Raw genomic sequence first — 20,547 nt, 5'->3', positions numbered from 1 at the left:
GGTGGTACCGGGCGGTCGGGGCGGGCGGCCCGGTCACCTTCTCCTGGGAGCGGACGCCAGGGCGTCCCAGGCGGTGTCGTAGTCAGGGTGGTCGCGCCAGGTGCGGGCCAGGGCCGCGCGCAGGTGGTCGCTGACACGGGCGGCGTCGCTGGCGGGGTCGCCCCCGAAGAGGTACTCCCCGATCTTCCACTCGACCGACGCGTCGGTGAGCCAGGAGAGCCAGTCGTCCTTCTTTCCCTGGGAGCGGATCGTGTCGCTCAGGTCCAGGATCGTGCTGTAGGTGTGGTGGACGCGGTGGTCGAGGTCGTGTCCGGACAGGCGCTCGGCCACGAAGTCGCGCAGCTTGCTCATGAGTCGCTCCCGTGGGTCGTGGTGGTTCCTCTACTTCTGGTCGGTGAGCAGGGCCCTGCGGAGCACGGCGCGGGCCTGGTCGGGTGTGATGAGTTCCGGGGTGTGCAGGAGTTGGAAGGTCAGGCCGTCCACCACCGCGTGCAAATGGGCGGTGTGGGCGTCGACGTCGGTGCGGGGCGGGAGCAGGCCCAGTCCGACCAGGTCGGAGGTGACCTTGTGCAGCAGGGCCCGGATCGCGTGGGCCTGGCTGGTCAGGTGCTCGGCCAGCCGGGGGCTGGTGGCGGATCGGGCGACGAAGGCCGACCACACGCGGAGTTCGCGCTCGGTGTCCTCGCGCAGCGGCATCAGCTCGGCGACCATGTCCGTCGCCCGTTCGCGGGGGTCGGGGTTGCGTGCGGCCCGTCGGATGCGCTCGCCCACCCGGTCGGCCAGGGCGGACATGGCGAAGGCGTGCAGGCTGGCCTGGTCGGCGAAGAAGTAGCGGATCGAACCCGAGGACAGGCCGGTCTCGGCGACCACGGCGCGTACCGTGGCCGCTTCCAGTCCGCCCTGCTCCAGCAGTCGCCACACCGCCTCGGCGATGTCGCGGCGTCTCTGCTCGTGGTCCACGCGTTGCACACTTCGCAGACTAGCACAGCTGTGCTAGTTAGCTGAGCTGGCAAAACATCAAGCACTGGGGCCTGTTGAGAGGACTTCGGAGCGTCCCCCGCAGTCTCAGCTGTCGAGGAGTTGGCGGGTGACCGCTTCGGCGGCCCACTCCGTCCAGCGGTCGGGGCTCCAACCGAGGCGGGCGGTGTAGAGGGTGTACAGCTCGGGGCTGAGCAGGCCGAGCAGCGTGTCGGCCGCTTCCTCCGGGGGCAGGTGCGGACGCAGGGCGCCTCGGTCGGCGAGGGCCCGGGCGAACACCGTGTGGACGGTTCGGCGCTGGTCGATGTTGGTCCGCCACAGCGCGGCCAGGTCGGGGTCGGCCGGGGCGGCGCTGCGAAGTACCTCGGCCAGGGGGGCGACGCGGAGCATCACCCGGGCGGTGCCCGCCACCTGGAGCCTGACCAGTTCCCGAGGGTCCTCCGCGGCCAGCGCCTCGCGCACCCAGGGGCGGTCCAGGGTGGCCACTGGATCGGTGTCCCCGGCCACCGCCTGGTCCAGGGCCTCCTTGAGCACGGCTGTCTTGGTGCCGAAGGCGTTGTAGACGGTCTGGGCGGCCACCCCCGCCTCCTTGGCGATGCTGGTGATGCTGGTGGCGGTGTAACCGTGGACCGTGAACAGGCGGGCGGCCGCCAGGGTGACCCGGGCGCGGGTGGCGGTGGAGCGGGCGGTGCGGCCGTCAACGGGGCGTGCGTCCATGGTCACGATCCTACGCCTTGACTGTAGTGTCACTACACATATCTACTTGTAGTTCCACTAAAGAAAGAAGGCGGACGCGGATGCGGGTACTCGTGTTGGGCGGCTACGGGGCCGTAGGGGCTTCGACGGTGGAGGCGTTGCGGGCGGCCGGGCACGGCTGCGTGGTCGCGGGCCGCGACCCGCTACGCGCGGACCGGGTCGTTGATCTGGCCGAACCGGGGCTGGGCGGCTACCTGGCGGCCCTGCGCGGTGTGGACGCGGTGGTCAACGCCTCCGGGGTCGAGGAGCCCTCGTTGGTCTCTGTCGCCACTGGCCAGGGCGCGGCCTTCGTCGATCCCACCGCCACCTCCGGATACGTCGCCAGGATCGAGCAGCTGGAGCCGCCCGCGCCGGTTCTGCTCAGCGTCGGACTGGCCCCCGGGCTCACCAACCTGCTCGCCGCCGAGCTGCCCGGGGCGGGGCCGATCGACCTGGGGGTGGTGCTGGGTTCCGGGGAGCGGCACGGGGCGGCGGCCACGGCCTGGTCCCTGGGGCTGCTCGGTCGCTCCTTCCCTGATCCGGCCACAGGGGAGAGTATCCGCAACCTCACCCGGGGGCTCGTCCTGGACCTTCCCGGGGTCGGGCGGCGACGCCTGTTCCGGGCGGACTTCAGTGATCAGCACACGCTCACCCGGGACCTGGGGAGGCCCGTCCGCACCCACCTGGGGTTGGACTCCGCGCCGGCCACCTGGGCCCTGTCCCTGTTCGGTCGGCTGCCGGGGGCCGGGGCGCTGCGCAGGGTTCCGCACCTGCCCGGCTCCGAGGAGTGGGCCCTGGTGGCCGCCTCGGCCGGCCGGCGGCGCTGGGCGCGCGGACGCGGCCAGTCCCGGGGGACGGCGGCGGTCACCGCCTGGGCCACCACCCTGACCGAGAACCTGTCGGCCGGGGTCCATCACCTTCACGGGGTGAGCGCCCTGACCGACCTGCCTCCGCTGGACGGGATCGAACTGGGCTGAGCGCGGTTCCCCGGGGTCCGTTGTTCCCCCGCCTCTGGTGGGGCGGGGTAGCTTTGCCGTAGGCTGGAAAGCGCTTTCATAGAAGGGGGTGGACGATCCATGGGTGATCGAGTGCTCGGCACCGCCGTGAACGGCGCCACCGGCCGCATGCTCGAACTCGGCGGCCCCCGGCCCACGTGCACCCCCTGAACCCCATCACCGCGATGGACCACCGACACCTGGAGTACATGCTGTGAGAGTGACCGGAGTGCAGGCCCGCGCCCACCGGCTTCCGTTGAAACGGGCCTGGGACGGCGGGGTCGACCGCAACGACATCGTCGTGGTCCGGGTCGGTACCGACGAGGGCCTGGTGGGCACCGGGTTCTCCTGGACGCCGCTGATCGGCGCGCGGGCCGTCGAAGCCCTGGTCAACGACGACCTCGCCCCGGCCCTGCTGGGCAAGGAGGCGCACCCCGCCCTGTGGGACGAGGCGCTCTGGCACCTGCGCGAGGCGGGAACGACGGGACTGACCCTCATGGCCCTGGCCGGTGTCGACATCGCCCTGTGGGACGTGCACGCGCGTTCGCTGGGCGTGCCCCTGGTGGACCTGCTGGGCCGCCGCCGCGAGCGGGTCGCCACCTACGGCAGCGGCGTGAACCTGGACTACGGGCTCCCCGACCTGCTGGAACAGGTCCGGGGATGGACGGACCGGGGCCACCGCGCGGTGAAGATGAAGGTGGGCTCGGCCTCCGTCGACCGCGACGTCGAACGGGTGGGCGCCGTGCGCGACCTCCTGGGCCCCGACCGACTGCTGATGATCGACGCCAACCAGCGCTGGGACGTCCCGCGCGCCGCCCGGGCGCTGGCGCGGCTGGAACCCTTCGAGCCGCACTTCGTGGAGGAGCCGCTGCCCGCCCTGGACCTGGCGGCCCACGTCAGGCTGCGCGCGCGTACCGGCCTGCCGTTCGCGCTGGGTGAGAACCTGCGTTCGGTGGCGGAGTTCGAACGGTTCGTCGACGAGGGCGTGTGCGACGTGGCCCAGCCCAACGCCGTGCGGGTCGGGGGCATCACCCCGTTCCTGCGGATCGCCGAGTCCGTGGCCCGGCGGGGGGTGCCGGTCGCGCCCCACCTGCTGCCGGAACTGTCCGGCCAACTGGCCCTGTGCCTGCCCGAGGTCGCCATGGTCGAGGACATCGACCACGCGTCCTTCGCCGCCCTGGGGGCTTTGGCCGCTCCCAGCGGGGTGGAGTTCGCGGGCGACCACCTGTCCGCCGACACCGGTCCCGGCCACGGGCTGGTGTTCGCAGACGACCTCGCCCCGCTCCCCTAGCACCGGGGCCGTCTGCGGGACGGAAGAAGGCGGCGGCCCTTTCGGGGCCGCCGCCACAGGCGCGGATCCGGCCTCGGCGGGCCGGGCGGAAGCGGGCTCAGCCCTTGGGTGAGGCGGTGCTCGCCCGGGACATGATGGTGCCCTCGACACTGATCACCCGGGGCTCCCCCCGGTACTCGGAGTCCAGGGCGAGCGCGGCGGCGCGCTCCCCCATCTCCTCCAGGGGAAGACGGACCGTGGTCAGGGTGGGGGTGAGGTCCCGCAGGGTGGGGATGTCGTCGAAGCCCGCCACCGACAGGTCCTCCGGGACGGACTTGCCCATGTCGCGCAGCGCGGCGATGGCGCCGGTGGCCATGACGTCGTTGACCGCGAACAGGCAGGTGGCGTCGGTGCCCAGGGTCATCAGGCGCTGCGTGGACTCGTAACCGCCGTCCCGGGTGAAGTCGCCGTGCACGACGTTGTGGTGGGCCAGTTCCAGGCCTGCGGCCGAGAGCGCGGAGTGGAAGCCGTCCAAGCGCTCGCGTGCGGTCCGCAGGTTGGTGGGCCCGGCCAGGATCGCGAAGCGCCGGTGCCCCTGGTCGACCAGGTGCCGTGCCAGGGCCGCGGCCCCGGAGCGGTTGTCCGGGCTGACGGTGTCCGCCGGCAGGGTGGCCTGTGAGACCAGGGCGACCCGCCCGCCCTGGCGTGCGAAGGCCTCGATCTCCTTCGCCAGCCGGGCGTCGGTCTCCTCGCTGGTGGTCCGCGAACCGGCGATCACGATCGCCTTGGCGCGGTGGGCGCGCAACGCCGAGATGATGCGGGTCTCCTCCTGGGGGGAGCGGTTGGTGGTACCCAGGACGAGGACCAGCCCCAGCTCCTCGGCGTACCGGGTGACCCCGGCGGCGATCTGTGAGAAGTAGGGGTCGGCGATGTCGTGCACCACCAGGCCCATCAGCGAGCTGCTGTTGCGGGCCAGGGTCTGGGCCGAGGCGTTGGCCAGGTAGCCGAGCTGGTGGGCGCTGGCCTCGACCTTCTCCCGGAGCCGCTGGCTCACCTGGCGCGTACTGCCGTTGATCACGCGTGAGGCGGTCGCCAGGGAGACGCCGGCATGCTCGGCGACCTGTTCAAGAGTCACGTAACCGGGATCCACTCCCCTGCCCCTCCTGCCACCGCTGGGAAAACTCTTTCCCAGAGTAGCGGAGGGGCGGGGTTCCTCCCGCGTTCCCACCTAGATCCTCTCCGGCTGGTCGAGGTGGTCGCGCCAGGTGCGCTTGGGCAGCCACCCGAGGTCGTTGCGGGCCCGCTCCGAGGAGAACACCGCCCGTCCGTCGGCCAGCGCCGGGGCGTGCTCGGCGGTCGTCGGGTGCAGGCGGGCCAGGTGGGCGTCGACCGGCCCCTCGGAGAGGGGGTCGGGGGCGACGGCGTTGTAGACGGTGCCGCTGGGGACCTGCTCCGGGTGCTCCACGATCAGCGCGAACAGCTCGGCCGCGTCGTGGGCGTCCACGTAGTTGAACAGGGAGCCGGCGGCCAGGGCGGGGTCGTCCAGGCGCTCGCGGATGGTGTGGCCCTGCTGGGTGGTGGCGCCGCGCCACTCCTCCGGTGAGACCACGTAGCCGGGGCGCACCGCGGACAGCACGCAGGTGTCCGCGGTCCGCGCCAGGGTGCGGACGGTCTCCTCCACCACCGCCTTGCTCAGGCCGTAGGCGTGCCAGGGAGCGACGGGGTGGTCCTCGTCCAGGGGCAGGTAGTGCGGCCGCCAGGAGGGTGTGTTGTACCCGTAGACGGTGGGGCTGGAGGCGGCGACCGCGCTGCGGGCGCCTGCCGCGACGGCGGCTGACAACACCTCCCAGGCCAGGACGGTGTTGACCCGCAGGGTCTCGGCGTCGGGGCGCGCGAAGGGGACGGCGATCCCCGCCAGGTGCACCACCGCCTCCGGCGCGGTGCGGTCGAACAGCTCCGCCCGGGCGTCGCGGTCCAGCAGGTCGCAGACGGCTGAGGTGATCCCCTCGGGCCACGGGTGTTCGGCGGTGTCCACCGAGGTCACGTCGTGTCCGCGTGAGGCGAGCACGGTCACGACGCTTCGTCCCAGCCGTCCGGAGCCTCCGGTGACGAGCACGCGCATGTGTGCGGTTCCTTTCCAGGCCCCGGTAGGGGCGTCGTGAGGGTCAGACCAGTGCCGCGACGGCGTTGGCCAGAGCTTCGTGGTCGGTGACCGAACCGTCGGTGACGGCGGTGCGCAGGCCCAGTTCCAGGGTCTGGCCCGCGGGCAGGACCTGGCGGGTGTTCCAGGCGGGGGCCGGGCACACCCCCGGGTACTCCCTCGCCCGGAGGAACCAGGGGTCGGTGCGCGGTCCGGTCCGCAGGAAGAGCAGGGTCCAGGGGGAGTCGTGGGAGGCGGTGGAGGCGAGGGCGAGCCAGCGGGCGCTGGAGCCGTGCAGGGCGTCCTCCCCCGACATCCCGTCCGGGCCGGTGACCGAGGGCGGCCGGTCCCCGATCGGCGCCCGCCAGAACACCCCGCCGTAGCCGGCGCCGGGGCGGCCGTTGGTGGCGGGGCTGCCGATGCCCAGTTCACGGCCCGAGGTGTTGCGCAGCGACGAACGCAGGTCCAGGACCCAGGTCGTCGCGTCCAGCGGCAGGGCGCGGAGCGTGCGTTCCTCCCGGAGGAGTTCGGTGCCCTCGCGGTCGGTCCAGGAGAGCAGTTCGGTGGTCCGGTCCGGTGCGTGGTCGGCCCAGGACAGGTGCGTCTGGCGGCCGTGGTTGTCGAGCATGACCGAACCGTGCTCCCGGGTGAAGGTCCGCCCGCCCCAGAAGCTGGTTCCGGAGACGTCGGCCAGGGTCACGCTCACACCCAGGTGGTGGCGGTGGTCGGCCGGGAGGGTCTCGGTGACCTCCGTGCCCGCGAGGGTGCGCACCGGGTGCAGGTAGGGGCGCGGTGAGAGTTCGGAGGGTACGGACTCTCCGCTGTTGTGGGTGGCCACGGGGGTGTGGCCGACCGACAGGTTCACTGGGGTACCTCTGTGTTCGTCGGGGCGGGGCGGGCCCAGGGGGCGCCGAGTTCGGAGAACAGTGCGAGGGAGCGTGCGCTCTCGTGTACCAGGGGTTCGATCCCGGAGATGCTCCGGTGGGTGACCCCTTCCTGGCGGTACACCTCCTGGTGCTCGGCGGTGACGGGTCGGGGGTCGGGCGCGGTCCGCACGGCGTCCAGGACGTGGGTGAAGCCGCGGGTCCGCTCGGGCGGTACGAGGAGGGGGACCCCTTCGCGCACGTGCGCGACTAGGTTCTCCATGAGGTTGACGCGCCCGTGCGTGGTGGTGCGCGGTTCCTGTCCCGGCTGGTGGAGGGTGAGCCGGTCCAGTGTGTACTCCAGCGTCAGGTCGGCCCGGTCGCCGTGGAGCGTGATGGCGGGCGGCCGGCTGTCGGGCGCGCACAGGGTGACGGCGACGGTGAGCGTGGTGCCCTCCTCCGTGCGCAGGCGCAGGGAGGAGGTGTCGTCGCTCTCGATGGGGTGGGCGTGATACATCTCCAGCTCCAGGGAGCTGGGCGCGCCCGACTCCGCCCGGGCCAGCGCCAGGGAGGTGGCCACCGCGTGGGCGAAGGGGTTGGTGAGCGCTCCGTCCACCACCTCGTGTCCGTCCATCCTGCGCCGGCCGGCCCAGGGGGCGCGGTCGTAGTAGGCGGAGGTGCGTTTCCAGGCGCCGGCCGCCCCGATACCGCGCAGTGTGCCCAGGGCGCCCTCGCCCACCAGCCGGTGGACCTCGTCGATCGCCTCCGACCCCAGGCTCTGGAACCCGATCTGGCAGGCCAGGCCGGAGGCCTGTACCGCATCCTCCAGCAGGGTCAGCTGGGCCAGTGACGGGGTGGTGGGTTTCTCCAGCAGCAGGTGCGAGCCGTGCTCCAGGGCCACGGTGGCCAGGGGCAGGTGGGTGTGGATGGGGGTGACCAGGACGGTCAGGCGGGCCCGCGTCCGTTTCAGGGCGGTCGCCAGGTCGTCGAAGTAGGGGACTTCGCCGTGGCCCTCGAGGTCGTCGCCGGGCACGGGCGGCCTGCGGTCGCAGACGCCGACGAGCCGGATGGTGCCGGCCTTGGCCAGGGGAAGGAGCGCCCGCAGGTGGGAGCGGCCGTGCCCGTGGACGCCGACGAGCAGCAGGGGCAGTGGTGCTGTGTGGTCGGGACGGTTCATCAGGAGGAACCGGAGAGCAGGTCGGCCACGCGCACGGGGGCGCCCGAGGCCATGGAGGCGTTGGCGGCCAGGCCGGTCAGGAGGGCGTTGCCTCCGTCGGCGTGGTCGGGGCGGATGCCGTCGTCGACCCCGCCGAGCAGGGAGCTGAGCATGGCGTTGTCCCCGCCGCCGTGGCCGCCGCCGCCGACGCTGACGGGGATCTCCTCCGGGGGCTGCCAGTGGCGGCGCAGGAGGAGCCTGGCCACGGTGTTCTCCTTGGGCGCGGGCATCCCCCGTACGGGGTGTGCCTCGTCCTGGCCCGGGGTGGTGCTGGCGAACTCGGTCATGTCCAGTTCGAGCCGTCCGCGGCTGCCGGTGAAGGCGATGCGGTAGCCCTCCCAGGGGGCGTAGGCCACCAGGTGGTAGCTGAGGCGCACCCCGGTGTCGTACTTGACCAGGACGGACATGTCGTCCTCGATGGTGATGCCGGGGCCGAAGACGTTGAGGTCGCGGCGGTAGCCGTCCTCGTGTTCGGCGTCCAGGTAGAGGGCGGTCAGGTCGGGGCTGTCCTTCATGTGCAGGGCGAAGGGGTCGTTCTCGGCCGCCTCCGCTCCGTGACCGCGTTCGTAGTCGTTGGTCAGGCCGTGGCGGCGGCCGTTGTCCTGGCCGTAGAAGAACAGGCCGCCCCAGGCGAAGACCTCGCGCGGCTGCGCGCCCACCCACCAGTTGACGAGGTCGAAGTGGTGGCTGGCCTTGTGCACCAGCAGCCCGCCGGACTTCTCCTTGTCCCGGTGCCAGCGGCGGAAGTAGTCGGCCCCGTGCCGCAGGTCGAGGAGCCACTCGAAGTGCACCGACCCCACCTCGCCGATGGCGCCGGAGGAGATCAGCTCGCGTACCTGGCTGTGGACGGGGTTGTAGCGGTAGTTGAAGCCCACGGTCACCCGGCGCCCGGTGCGGGCCTGGGCCTCGTTGATCCTGCGCAACCCCTTGAGGTCGGCGGTCATGGGCTTCTCGGTGATGGCGTCCACGCCGGCCTCGAGGGCGGCCACGACGTAGTCGGCGTGGGTGTGGTCGACGGTGCACACGATCACCTCGTCCACGGCCTGTTCGCGGAGCATCCGGGTGAAGTCCTCGGCGGGGTAGGTGGGGACGGCCTCCTCCCCCGCGTCGGTGACGATCCGGTTGTGCACGGCCATCCGCGTGCTGTTGGTGTCGCACAGGGCGACCAGGACTCCCAGGTCCCGGTGGGTGTCCACCAGCGCCCGGGTGTACATGCGTGCCCTGGAGCCCGTGCCGACGATCGCGTATCTGCGTTGAGTGGTCTCGTTCACACGGGCATGGTAAACGCTTTCCTGAGTGCCCGACAAGGGGCTCGTTGTTTCAGGGGCATGACGGGACCGGGGCGCCACCTGCAGAGAAAGCACTTTCAGCTATTGGTTAATTACTTTGTGTTGCTTTTTGGAGCGGTGAACGGCCCGAAGGCGAAGGTAACGATCTGGGGCGCGCTCGGGTCTCGGGGGGAAACAAAGCGTTGACAGCCCCGTAACCCGGTGCTAGAAACTGATCATCCTAGTATCTGGATAGCGCTTACCAGGCCTCAGCCTGCGGAATCCGCCCGTGTTCTTGACCACAGGCATCCGGCCTGCGTTCCAACAGCGCATTTTCCAAACCAGATTGGCGGTCACCACATGAACCCCGGTCCAGGCGCGCAGACTGCGCGCGAGACCCCGGCGCGGAGAGGAGGTGTTTCGCCTTGACCACTCTGCTTCACGGCAAGTCCCGTACGGCTGACGACTCCGGTACCGGCGCGAAACCTCCGCGAGCCCCTCGGAAGGCCGCGGCCTCTCGAGGGGGGAACCGCAGGTACGAGAACCTTGCTGCCCTGGGGTTCCTCGGCCCCTGGTTCCTGGGTCTGGTGCTCATCACCGCGGGCCCCCTCATGGCGTCCCTCTACTTCTCCTTCACCGACTACAACCTCATCGGTGACCACCAGTGGGTGGGCCTGGAGAACTACGAGCGGATGCTGAGCGACTCGCGCCTGCACAGCGCGCTGCGGGTCACCTTCGTCTACGTGTTCGTCTCCGTGCCCCTCCAGCTCGCCATGGCGCTGGCCCTGGCGATGGTCCTGGACCGGGGCCTGCGAGGACTGGCCCTCTACCGCTCGGTCTACTACCTGCCCTCCCTGCTGGGCGGCAGCGTCGCGGTGGCCATCCTGTGGCGCCAGGTCTTCGGTGCCGACGGCCTGATCAACCAGGTCCTGGCCTTCTTCGGCATCCAGGGCGAGGGGTGGGTGTCCCACCCCGACTACGCCCTGGGCACCCTCATCGTGCTCAACGTGTGGACCTTCGGGGCGCCGATGGTCATCTTCCTGGCCGGCCTGCGACAGATCCCGGCCATGTACTACGAGGCGGCGGCGGTCGACGGCGCCAACCCCGTACGGCGGTTCTGGCACATCACGGTGCCCATGCTGACGCCGATCATCTTCTTCAACCTCGTGCTGCAGATCATCAACGCCTTCCAGACCTTCACCCAGGCGTTCATCGTCAGCGGCGGTACCGGAGGCCCCTCGGACTCCACACTCTTCTTCACGCTCTACCTGTACCAACGCGGTTTCGGCGCCTTCGACATGGGCTACGCGTCCGCGATGGCCTGGCTGCTCCTGATGATCATCGGGGGATTCACCGCGGTGAACTTCCTCGCCTCCAAGTACTGGGTCTTCTATGGCGACTAAGACCGAGGCCCCGGCGCCCCAGAAGCGCACCAAGGCCCAACGCACACGGCGACTGCTCATCCACCTGGGACTGATCGGCTTCGGCCTGATCATGCTGTACCCGCTGCTGTGGATGCTGTCCAGTTCCTTCAAACCCACAGCGGAGATCTTCCGGGAACCCGGACTGATCCCCTGGAGCTTCACCCCCGAGAACTACACGGAGGGGTGGAACGCGCTCCAGTTCCCGTTCCACCACTACCTGCTGAACTCCGCGATCGTGGTGGGCGGAGCCATCGTCGGCAACCTCATCGGGTGCTCGATGGCCGCCTACGCCTTCGCCCGGCTGGAGTTCCGCGGCAAGCGGCTGTTCTTCGCGATCATGCTCGCCACGATCATGCTGCCCATCCACGTGGTGATCGTGCCGCAGTACATCCTGTTCGCGGAGCTGGGCTGGATCAACACCTTCTACCCGTTGATCGTGCCCAAGCTCCTGGCCACGGACGGCTTCTTCATCTTCCTGATGGTGCAGTTCATCCGAGGCCTCCCCAAGGACCTGGACGAGGCCGCCCGCATCGACGGGTGCGGCCACATCCGGATCTTCTGCCAGATCATCCTGCCCCTGTCGATGCCGGCCCTGGCCACCACGGCGATCTTCACCTTCATCTGGACCTGGAACGACTTCTTCAGCCAGCTGATCTTCCTGACCAGCCCGGACATGTACACGGTCCCGGTGGCGCTGAGGACCTTCGTCGACTCCAGCTCCCAGACCTCATGGGGTCCGCTCTTCGCCATGTCCGTCGTGGCGCTGGGGCCCGTGTTCGGTTTCTTCCTGGCCGGTCAGCGCTACCTGGTCAAGGGCATCGCGACCACCGGAATCAAGTAGAGGAAAGGAAGTCCCCCCATGCGCCCCCTACCTGGCGGAGCACGCTCTTCGCACCGAAACCGTCCACTGCTCGCCACGACCGCAGCGGCCTTCGCTCTGGTCATGGCCGCCACGGCCTGCGGCGGCGAATCGGGCTCCGACGACGGTGTCGTGGAGCTGCGTTTCTCCTGGTGGGGGTCGGACGACCGCCACGCCAACCTGCAGGAGGCCATCGGCCTCTTCGAGGAGCAGAACCCCGACGTCCGGGTCGTCGGGGACTACACCGACTGGGCCACCTACTGGGACCGGCTGGCCACCGGCACCGCCGCCAACGACGCCCCGGACGTCATCATGCAGGACGAGAGCTACCTGCGCGAGTACGGTCAGCGCGGCACCCTGGCCGACCTCGGCGAGTTCGGTGACCACCTGGACCTGTCCGGAATCGACCCGAACGTGGCCGAGAACGGCGTGATGGAGGGGCAGACCTTCGGGGTCGCCACCGGCGTGAACGTCTCCGCGATCCTGGCCGACCCCCAGGCCTTCGAGGAGGCGGGGGTGGAGATGCCCGACGACACCAGCTGGACCTGGGACGACTACATCGAGATGTCGATCCGGATCAGCGAGGCCACCGACGGGGAGGTCGTCGGAACCCAGGGGATGACCAACGAGAACGCCTTCCACGTCTACGCCCGCCAGAACGGCGAGAACCTCTACGACGAGGAAGGCAACCTGGCCTTCTCCGCCGAGACCCTGACCAGCTGGTTCGAGATCTCCGAACGGATCCTCGCCGACGGCGGACAGCCCAGCGCCAGCGAGGGCGTGGAGATCGCGGCCGGCGGCCCCGACCAGTCCGTCCTGGCCACCAACACCGGTGCCACGGCCTACTTCTGGACCAACCAGCTCGGCGCGGTGACCGAGGCCGCCGGGCGCGACATCGAACTCCTGCGCTTCCCGGGCGAGACCGAGCTCGAGCGCACCGGCATGTACTTCAAGCCCGCCATGTACTACTCCGTCTCGGCCGGCAGCGACCACCCCGAGGAGGCCGCGCGCTTCGTCGACTTCATGCTCAACAGCACGGAGGCCGCCGAAGTGATCCTGTCCGACCTGGGGCTGCCCGCCAACCTGGAGGTACGCGAGGCGATCACCGACGACCTGTCCCCGGCGGACGAGCGCGGAGCGGCCTTCCTGGCCGACGTCGAGGACGAGGTCGTCGACGGCAACCCGCCCCCGCCCATCGGGTCGGGCGAGATCGTCTCCATCAACGAGCGCGTCTACCAGGAACTGGTCTTCGGCAACCTCACCGCCGAACAGGCGGCCGAGCAGTTCATCGAGGACCTGGAAGCCGCGATCGACAACGGCTCCTGAACCCACCGACCACGAACCCGGGCTCCGGTGCCCCGCCTCGGCCAGAGCTCTCGCACATACCCGTAACACTCAGCAGAGAGGTCAATCCCCCCATGAACCATCACTCCGGCAGGGCGCTCCCCCAGCGCCGGCGCCGCCCACTGCTCGTCACGACCGCAGCGGCCTTCGCGCTGGTCATGGCCGCCACGGCCTGTGGCGGCGACTCCGGCTCCGACGACGGCGTCGTCGAGCTGCGCTTCTCCTGGTGGGGCGCGGACGACCGCCACGCCACGATGCAGGAGGTCATCGAGGTCTTCGAGGAGCAGAACCCCGACATCCGGATCGCCGGGGACTACACCGACTGGGGCTCCTACTGGGACCGCCTGGCCACCAGCACCGCCGCCAACGACGCCCCCGACATCCTGATGCAGGAGGAGCGCTACCTGCGCGAGTACGGTCAGCGCGGCGCCCTGGCCGACCTCAGCGAGTTCGGTGACCACCTGGACCTGTCGGCTCTCGACCCCCTGGTGGCCGAGACCGGTGAGCTCGAGGGGCAGACCTTCGGCATCCCCACCGGGGTGAACGCCTACGCCGTCCTGGCCGACCCCCAGGCCTTCGAGGAGGCGGGGGTAGAGATGCCCGACGACACGACCTGGACGTGGGACGACTACGTCGAGATCGCGAACGAGATCTCCGAGGCCACCGACGGAGAGCTCGTCGGTGTGCAGAGCATGGCCTACAACGAGTCCGGGTTCCAGATCTTCGCCCGTCAGCACGGGGAGAACCTCTACGCCGAGGACGGCACCCTGGCCTTCTCCGCGGAGACCATGACCTCGTGGTTCGAGATCACCAGCGCCCTGCTGGAGGGCGGCGGACAGCCCAGCGCCGCGGAGAGCGTCGAGATCGAGGCCGGCGGCCCCGACCAGTCGGTGCTGTCCACCAACCAGGGGGCGATGGCCCACTTCTGGACCAACCAGCTCGGCGGGATCAGCGAGTCCTCCGGGCGTGACATCGAACTGCTGCGCTACCCCGGTGAGACCGAGAACGAGCGCACCGGCATGTACCTCAAGCCCGCGATGTTCTACTCGGTCTCCGCGAACTCGGAGCACCCGGAGGAGGCGGCCAGGTTCGTGGACTTCATGCTCAACAACGAGGCCGCCGCCGAACTCACCCTGTCCGACCTGGGCCTTCCGTCCAACGTGGACATGCGCGAGCACATCCTGGACGACCTTCCCCCCGCGGACGAGCGCAGCGCGGCGTTCCTCGAGGAGATCACCGGTGACATCGTCGACGGCAACCCGCCGCCGCCGATCGGCGCGGGCGAGGTCGTGGAGATCACCAAGCGGACCTCCGACGCGCTCGGCTTCGGCGACCTGACGCCCGAAGAGGCCGCGGAGCAGTTCATGAACGAGGTCAGCGAGGCGACCGGCAGCTCCTGATCCCTGACAGTACGGGAGCGCTCCTGAACCCTGGCAGTACGGGAGCGCTCCTGAACCCTGGCCTTCAGGGGTGGGAGCGCTCCGGGCCCCGCATCGGGGCATGGGTGCTCCCGCTCCGAGAGCAGCCGGTCTTCGGACACCGGGAACACACCAAGGGTCAGGGGGCTCGCTGAGGCGGGCCCCCTGACCTGACCTCCGCCGGGTGGTCTGGGACAATCCGTACGCGAAAGCGCGCAGGTCCCCGGTGCGCCACGCCCCACGGCGAGCGGCGCACCGGGGACGTCCCATCGGAAGGAACACCCGTGACCACCCCAGCCACCACAGAGACACCGGCCGAGATCCTGGAGTCGGCCCGGCGCGAACACGCCGCCCTGGTCGAGCGAGGGCTCTCGCTGAACCTGACCCGGGGCAAGCCCTCGGCGAGCCAGCTCGACCTGTCCGCCGATCTGCTCGGTCTGCCCGGGGATCGGTACACCGCCGCCGACGGCACCGACTGCCGCAACTACGCGGGTGCGCCCCAGGGGCTCCTGGAACTGCGGGAGATCTTCGCCGACCTCCTCCAGGTCCCGGTCGAGCAGCTCGTGGCCGCGGGCAACGCCAGCCTGGAGCTCATGCACGACTGCCTGGCGTTCGCCTTCCTGGGCACCCTGCCCGGGGCGACCGGCCGCTGGGCGGACGCCGAGCGCGTCGCCTTCCTGTGCCCGGCCCCCGGCTACGACCGGCACTTCACTCTGTGCGAGCGCTTCGGCATCGAGATGATCCCCGTGCCGATGACCGACCAGGGTCCCGACATGGACGAGGTCGAGCGCCTGGTGAGCACCGACGCCGGCATCAAGGGCATCTGGTGCGTGCCCAAGTACAGCAACCCCGACGGCGTCACCTACTCCGACGAGACCGTCCGGCGCCTGGCCGCCATGCCCACCGCCGCCCCCGACTTCCGGATCTTCTGGGACAACGCCTACGCGGTGCACCACCTGACCGACGAGGAGGTGGAGATCGCCGACCTCCTGGCGGCCTGCGACGAGAGCGGCCATCCCGACCGGGCCTTCGTCTTCGGTTCCACGTCCAAGATCACCTTCGCCGGCGCCGGTGTGGCCTTCCTGGGCTCCTCCCCGGCCAACGTGCGCTGGTACCTGGACCGCGCCGGGGCCCGCTCCATCGGCTCCGACAAGGTCAACCAGCTGCGCCACGCGCTCTTCCTCGGTGACTCCGAGGGCGTGCTCAAGCACATGCGCGGCCACCGCGAGCTGCTCCAGCCCAAGTTCGAGGCCGTGGAGCGCATCCTCACCGAGCGGCTCCAGGGCACCGGTCTGGCGACCTGGTCCACGCCCAAGGGCGGCTACTTCGTCCGTCTGGACGTGCTGGACGGCTGCGCCCGCGAGGTGGTGCGCCGGGCCGCCGAGGCCGGGATCGCGCTCACCCCCGCCGGGGCCACCCACCCCTACGGTGAGGACCCCCAGGACCGCACCATCCGCATCGCCCCCTCCTTCCCGGAGCTGGACGCCCTGGAGGAGGCCATCGAGGGTCTGGCCGTGTGCGTGCGGCTGGTCGGTGCCGAGAAGCTCGTCGCCGAGCAGGGCTGATCCTCGCGGAGCGGGGCTGAACCGCTTTCCGGCCCCGGTACCGCGCACCACCGCGAGGCGCCCCCGTCCGAACCGGACGGGGGCGCCTCGCGCGTGCCCCGGCCGGTCCTCCCCGGTTCTGTCGGTCGGGTCTGGGACCATGCCGGGCATGAGCGAAGCAGAACAGCACACGCACCACGCCATCGACTACGTCGAGCTCCCGGTCACCGACCTGGAGGAGGCCAAGCGGTTCTACACCGAGGCCTTCGGATGGGAGTTCAACGACTACGGACCCACGTACGCCGGGATCCGGTCGCCCGGCGGTGAGTCCGAGGTGGGCGGGCTCGACCCGGGCGGTGAGGTCCGCGGCGGCGGTCCCCTCGTCCTGCTCCACTCCCAGGACCTGGACCGCACGGTCGAGGCGGTGCGGGACGCCGGCGGCCGGATCCTGCAGGCCCCCTACGCCTTCCCCGGCGGGCGCCGGTTCCACTTCGCCGACCCGAGCGGGAACGAGCTGGGCGTCTACGCCGATTCCTAGGGGCGGCCTCCGGGCCCCGCGGAGTCTCCGTGGCCCGGAGGAGGGACCGCACGCGAAGGTGCCCCGCTCCCCCACGGACGGGAGCGGGGCAACCGGCCACGGACCTACCGGCCCGCTACGGCCTGGGTCCTACTGCTTGGGAAAGCGCAGCGTGGCACCGGCGTTCGTGGTGTTGTGGTCGGTGTCGAAGTCCGGGTTCTGCTCGGTCTGGGGCAGTTCGCTGAAACCCGCGTCCGACATCACCGCGGCCCGCAGCATCAGCGCGCTGGCCGGGGCCCGGAAGCCCGCGTTTGGGTCGTCCAACCTCTTGGGTGAGGTGTCCACCAGCACCGGTGAGTAGTACGAACCCCACAGTTCGGGCTCGTTCGCGCGTTCGGCCCCCAGCAGGAGCGTGTCCACCCGGGCCTCGGACAGCATCGGCAGGATGGAGGTGGTGCCCTCCACGGCCTGGTCGTGGGCGAGCTTGCGCTGGTACTCCGAGAAGACCTGGTCGCGTTCCTCCCGGACCAGCTCGCGCAGGCACTCCTCGGCGGTCTCGTGCAGGCGTTCCTCGGCGTCGGCCCCGCCGCGTCCGCCCGCGACCACCTTGATCGGGATGGTCAGCTGGCGGGGGCCGAGGTTGTCGCGCAGGTAGGCGATGGCCTCGTTGTCACCGCCGACGATGATCGCCTTGGCGTCGACCTTGCGCACGGCCTCGCGCACCATCTCGGCGACTTGGGCGGTGTTCTCCTTCCACAGCTCCTGGGCCATGTTGGTGTCGGCGCGCCGGCCTCCGGCGTCACCGCGCTGGGCGGGGTAGAGCCGTCCCTGCGCTTCGATGTCCTGCAGGTCGTAGCCCTCGTTCTCCACTTCCATGACGGGTTTGTGGGTGGGCTGAGCGGTGTAGGCGAACACCTTGGCGTGGATCCGGTCCAGGGCCACGAGCACATAGGGAAGACAGCGGCTGCGGTCGATGGCCAGGGGGAGGGTGTCCGGTACCGGCAGGAACGAGGCCCGGTCCTGAAAGGGCGGCTCGGCCAGCGTGTGCGCTCCGAGGAGCTGCCCCTCGGAGGCGTAGAGCGCCTGACCGTGGTCGCCGTAGGCACGGGAGGCGCCTTGCCCGACAGCCTCCTCCAGCACGTCCAGGGTGGCCTCGTCGGTACCGAGCGCGGCCAGCTCCTCGCGCAGGTGGCGCCAACGCAGTTCGATCTTCTTGTCGGCGTCCGTGGTGTCGCGGCTGGTGTCCAGGTGCACCGATGCCACCGGGCCGTCGCTTTCGTACAGAGGTCGCAGAAAACCTAGGTCCATAGTCTGCGGGGCGTGTGTTCCCCCGCCCCGCCCACCTCCTTCTCGGGGTCGGCCTGCGGGCCATCCTGCGGGGCCATGGTGCATATGGGAAGAGCGCCACGTCCAACCAGACACGGATGTTGCCCGAAGATTTCCAGGTTTTTCCCGATCGTCCGGTTCCGGAGGTCAGTTCTCTCCCGTTCCGGCCCCGGAACCGCCCCCGGGTTCGTTCTCGGCCCGGCTCCTGGTTCCGGCCTCGGTGCCCGACTCGGTTTCCGCCTCGGCGTCGGCCAGAGCCGGGTCGATCACCCGCGGGGTGAGGACCAGGGCGGGAGCCGCGGCCAGGGCCAGGCCGATCAGTCCCGCCGACAGGAACGGCGAGGCCAGTGCCCACTCGCGTCCCAGCGGGCCCTCCAGGGCGGTGGCCAGGGCTCCTCCCAGCCCCATCCCCACCGACAGCAGCCCCCACGACAGCGTCCGGTGGGCGCTGAAGATCCTGGACCGCATCCGGTCGGGGGTCAGCCGCTGGATGAGGGAGATGAGGGTGATGTTCCACCACGTGGCGACGAATCCGGTGAGGAAGTAGCAGGCCACGAACACCGGGATGCTGTGCAGCGCCCCCACGAGCAGCGCGGTCGCGCCCAGGACCGCCAGGATCACGGCCATGGCGGTGGAGGGGTGCACTCGGCCGGAGAAGGAGGGCACCACCAGCGCCCCCACGACAGCACCCGCGGCGGTGACGGTCATCAGCAGCCCGTATCCCTGGGCCCCCACCTTCAGCACGTCCTGGGCGAAGAGCACCAGCACGGCCCCCATCATCGCCGCGGCCATGTTGGACAGCCCGGACACGATCGCCAGCGGGCGCAGCACCGGGTGCAGCCAGAGCCACACCAACCCCTCGGCCAGCATGGTCCGGATCGGCGGGCGCGGCTCCCCGTCCGTCCCGGGGCGGAAGTTCCCGCGCATGCTCAGCAGGCAGACCACGGCCAGCAGGATGAGCGCGGCCTGAGCGCCGAACGCCCACGCGGTGGAGACCGCCAGCAGCATCCCCGCCAGCGGGGCGCCCAGGAACTTGTTGAGCACCCGCTCCACGACCTGGACGAGGCCGTTGGCCCGCTCCAGCTGGGAACGCCGCACCACGGTGGGTACCACCGACTGCGCGGTGTTGTCGAAGAACACCTCGCACGCACCGACCAGCAGGGCCATCGCGACCAGCAGCGGGATCGACCCGGCGCCCAGGGCGGCCACGGCGGTCAGGGCCGCCAGCAGCAGCGCCTTGGCGCCCCCGGCGGCCACCATCAGACGCCGCCGGTCCACCCGGTCACCCACCACCCCGGCGACCAGGGCGAACAGCAGCCAGGGCAGGCGGGTGGCCGCACCCACCAACGCCACCAGGAAGGGGTCGTCGGTGAGCGTGGTGGCGTACCAGGGCAGCGCCACCACCGCGATCCCGTCGCCCAAGTTGCCCGCCCCCACCGCGCCCAGGAGTCTGCGGAACTGCGCGCCCAAAGGCGGGCGGCGGGAGCGTTCGGCGGCGGGCGGTGGTGTGCTCCGGGACATGGGGCCTTCCAGGTGGGGGATCGTACGGCTTCACCCTGGCACGGTAGGGGGCGGGGGCGACAGACGGTTCTCCCGCTGGCAGAAGCCCGGCGAAGGCACAGGTCGGGGAGGGTGCCGGAGCGGCGTCGACCTGACCGGAGGCGCACGGCAACTGTCGGGTCGGGGAGGGCGGCCCGTCCGTAATTTGGGTGATGAAAGAGGGAGGCACGAATGCTGGACCGGTTGAACAAGGCACTCGAACAGGTCGAGTCGAACCTGGACGAGCCGGTGGACGCGGCCGCGATGGCGCGGACCGTGCTCACCTCCGAGCACCACTTCCGTCGGATGTTCTCGGCGCTGTCCGGGATGCCGCTGTCGGAGTACGTGCGTCGGCGCCGCCTCACCCTGGCCGGGGCCGAGGTGATGGAGGGCAGGGACACCCTGCTCGACATCGCGGTCCGCTACGGCTACGGATCCGCCGAGGCCTTCGGCCGGGCGTTCCGGGCCATGCACGGGGTCAGCCCCGGCGAGGCCCGCCGGACGGGTGCGGCACTCAACTCCCAGTCGCGACTGGCCTTCCGTCTCACCGTCGAAGGGAACACCGCCATGCGTTACCGAATCATCGAGAAGGAGGCGTTCCGCCTCATCGGCCCCAGGGCCCGGGTGCCACTGGTGTACGAGGGCGTCAACCAGCCCATGGTCGAGTTCGTCAAGGGCATCGACGACGCCACCTCGAAGAAAATCGAGGCGCTGTCCGACCAGGAGCCGCACGGCATCCTGGGCGTCACCGTCGCCTTGGACCCGGACGGCGGAGAGGGCAGCGACGTCGACTACTACCAGGCCGCCGCGACCTCGGCCGCGCAGGTCCCTGAAGGGATGGCGGCCCTGGAAGAGCCCACGGGCGCCTGGGTCGTCTTCCCGTTCGAACGGTTCGCCTTCCCCGAGGCCATCCAGCGGATCTGGGCGTACGCCTACTCCGAGTGGTTCCCGTCCAACCCCGCCTACCAACTGCGTCCCGGCTCGAACATGCTGCGTGTGGAGTACGACGAACAGGACCCGGGTGTCGCCTCGGGCGAGCTCTGGCTCCCGGTCGAGAAGAGTACGGTCTAGGACCGCGCCCCGGCCCTGCTGTTCCTGCCCCGTGCGGGCC

Annotated in this window: 19 protein-coding genes; 9 read left to right on the top strand and 10 right to left on the bottom strand. The window is 70.6% G+C overall.

The window, feature by feature from the left end; translation table 11 throughout:
* Positions 1–33: 33 nt before the first annotated feature.
* The 3 genes from D458_RS0109495 to D458_RS0109485 all read right to left on the bottom strand — a co-directional run bounded on the left by D458_RS0109495 (position 34) and on the right by D458_RS0109485 (position 1,695).
* Positions 34–351: a hypothetical protein gene (locus tag D458_RS0109495; RefSeq protein ID WP_017586502.1), complete on the bottom strand. Its 318-nt coding sequence runs from the start codon at positions 349–351 to the stop codon at positions 34–36.
* 30 nt (positions 352–381) lie between these two features.
* Positions 382–969, bottom strand: a complete 588-nt coding sequence (locus tag D458_RS34805) for a TetR/AcrR family transcriptional regulator (protein WP_083936274.1) — start codon at positions 967–969, stop codon at positions 382–384.
* Positions 970–1,065: 96 nt separating this feature from the next.
* Positions 1,066–1,695, bottom strand: coding sequence for a TetR/AcrR family transcriptional regulator (locus D458_RS0109485; RefSeq protein ID WP_017586500.1), 630 nt, complete (start codon positions 1,693–1,695; stop codon positions 1,066–1,068).
* Between the two features lie 80 nt (positions 1,696–1,775).
* On the opposite strand from D458_RS0109485, the gene D458_RS0109480 reads away from it, so the two are divergent.
* Both D458_RS0109480 and D458_RS0109470 read left to right on the top strand, forming a co-directional pair.
* Positions 1,776–2,690 carry a saccharopine dehydrogenase family protein gene (locus D458_RS0109480; protein WP_026119147.1) on the top strand — a complete coding sequence of 305 codons (915 nt, stop codon included), beginning with the start codon at positions 1,776–1,778 and terminating at the stop codon, positions 2,688–2,690.
* A gap of 232 nt (positions 2,691–2,922) precedes the next feature.
* Positions 2,923–3,999, top strand: coding sequence for a mandelate racemase/muconate lactonizing enzyme family protein (locus tag D458_RS0109470; protein WP_026119146.1), 1,077 nt, complete (start codon positions 2,923–2,925; stop codon positions 3,997–3,999).
* A 97-nt stretch (positions 4,000–4,096) separates the two neighbouring features.
* Here the strand turns inward: D458_RS0109470 and D458_RS0109465 are convergent, their stop codons facing one another.
* The 5 genes from D458_RS0109465 to D458_RS0109445 form a co-directional block, all read right to left on the bottom strand.
* Complete coding sequence (locus D458_RS0109465; RefSeq protein WP_017586496.1) at positions 4,097–5,128, bottom strand: LacI family DNA-binding transcriptional regulator; 1,032 nt, start codon at positions 5,126–5,128, stop codon at positions 4,097–4,099.
* A gap of 78 nt (positions 5,129–5,206) precedes the next feature.
* Complete coding sequence (locus tag D458_RS0109460; RefSeq protein ID WP_017586495.1) at positions 5,207–6,100, bottom strand: NAD-dependent epimerase/dehydratase family protein; 894 nt, start codon at positions 6,098–6,100, stop codon at positions 5,207–5,209.
* A gap of 43 nt (positions 6,101–6,143) precedes the next feature.
* Positions 6,144–6,983, bottom strand: a complete 840-nt coding sequence (locus tag D458_RS0109455) for a DUF6807 domain-containing protein (RefSeq protein WP_017586494.1) — start codon at positions 6,981–6,983, stop codon at positions 6,144–6,146.
* Complete coding sequence (locus tag D458_RS0109450) at positions 6,980–8,158, bottom strand: Gfo/Idh/MocA family protein (protein WP_017586493.1); 1,179 nt, start codon at positions 8,156–8,158, stop codon at positions 6,980–6,982. Before D458_RS0109450 ends, D458_RS0109455 begins: the two co-directional genes overlap by 4 nt.
* Complete coding sequence (locus D458_RS0109445) at positions 8,158–9,468, bottom strand: Gfo/Idh/MocA family protein (protein ID WP_017586492.1); 1,311 nt, start codon at positions 9,466–9,468, stop codon at positions 8,158–8,160. Before D458_RS0109445 ends, D458_RS0109450 begins: the two co-directional genes overlap by 1 nt.
* A 422-nt stretch (positions 9,469–9,890) precedes the next feature.
* Between D458_RS0109445 and D458_RS0109440 the strand changes: the two genes are divergently transcribed.
* The 6 genes from D458_RS0109440 (at position 9,891) to D458_RS0109415 (ending at position 16,592) form a co-directional block, all read left to right on the top strand.
* Positions 9,891–10,868 carry a carbohydrate ABC transporter permease gene (locus tag D458_RS0109440; RefSeq protein WP_026119145.1) on the top strand — a complete coding sequence of 326 codons (978 nt, stop codon included), beginning with the start codon at positions 9,891–9,893 and terminating at the stop codon, positions 10,866–10,868.
* Positions 10,858–11,730, top strand: a complete 873-nt coding sequence (locus tag D458_RS0109435; RefSeq protein WP_017586490.1) for a carbohydrate ABC transporter permease — start codon at positions 10,858–10,860, stop codon at positions 11,728–11,730. The genes D458_RS0109440 and D458_RS0109435 overlap by 11 nt, the downstream gene beginning before the upstream one ends.
* An 18-nt stretch (positions 11,731–11,748) precedes the next feature.
* Positions 11,749–13,074: an ABC transporter substrate-binding protein gene (locus tag D458_RS0109430; protein ID WP_026119144.1), complete on the top strand. Its 1,326-nt coding sequence runs from the start codon at positions 11,749–11,751 to the stop codon at positions 13,072–13,074.
* A gap of 92 nt (positions 13,075–13,166) precedes the next feature.
* Positions 13,167–14,492, top strand: a complete 1,326-nt coding sequence (locus D458_RS0109425; protein ID WP_017586488.1) for an ABC transporter substrate-binding protein — start codon at positions 13,167–13,169, stop codon at positions 14,490–14,492.
* Between the two features lie 302 nt (positions 14,493–14,794).
* Positions 14,795–16,075, top strand: coding sequence for an aminotransferase class I/II-fold pyridoxal phosphate-dependent enzyme (locus D458_RS0109420; RefSeq protein WP_017586487.1), 1,281 nt, complete (start codon positions 14,795–14,797; stop codon positions 16,073–16,075).
* A gap of 148 nt (positions 16,076–16,223) precedes the next feature.
* Positions 16,224–16,592 (top strand): VOC family protein, encoded by a 369-nt coding sequence (locus D458_RS0109415; protein ID WP_017586486.1) that lies wholly within the window; start codon positions 16,224–16,226, stop codon positions 16,590–16,592.
* A gap of 129 nt (positions 16,593–16,721) precedes the next feature.
* Here D458_RS0109415 and D458_RS0109410 read toward each other — a convergent pair whose 3' ends face one another.
* Together D458_RS0109410 and D458_RS33260 are read right to left on the bottom strand one after the other, a co-directional pair.
* Positions 16,722–17,879 (bottom strand): baeRF2 domain-containing protein, encoded by a 1,158-nt coding sequence (locus D458_RS0109410; protein WP_026119143.1) that lies wholly within the window; start codon positions 17,877–17,879, stop codon positions 16,722–16,724.
* A gap of 165 nt (positions 17,880–18,044) precedes the next feature.
* Positions 18,045–19,418, bottom strand: a complete 1,374-nt coding sequence (locus D458_RS33260; RefSeq protein WP_051049637.1) for an MFS transporter — start codon at positions 19,416–19,418, stop codon at positions 18,045–18,047.
* Between the two features lie 210 nt (positions 19,419–19,628).
* Between D458_RS33260 and D458_RS0109400 the strand changes: the two genes are divergently transcribed.
* Complete coding sequence (locus tag D458_RS0109400) at positions 19,629–20,507, top strand: AraC family transcriptional regulator (RefSeq protein ID WP_017586483.1); 879 nt, start codon at positions 19,629–19,631, stop codon at positions 20,505–20,507.
* Positions 20,508–20,547: the final 40 nt, after the last annotated feature.

This window comes from Nocardiopsis ganjiahuensis DSM 45031 (assembly GCF_000341085.1).
Lineage (GTDB): Bacteria > Actinomycetota > Actinomycetes > Streptosporangiales > Streptosporangiaceae > Nocardiopsis > Nocardiopsis ganjiahuensis.
Note: the sequence above shows the minus strand (reverse complement) of the source record. Positions and strands in the feature narration are given on the sequence as shown.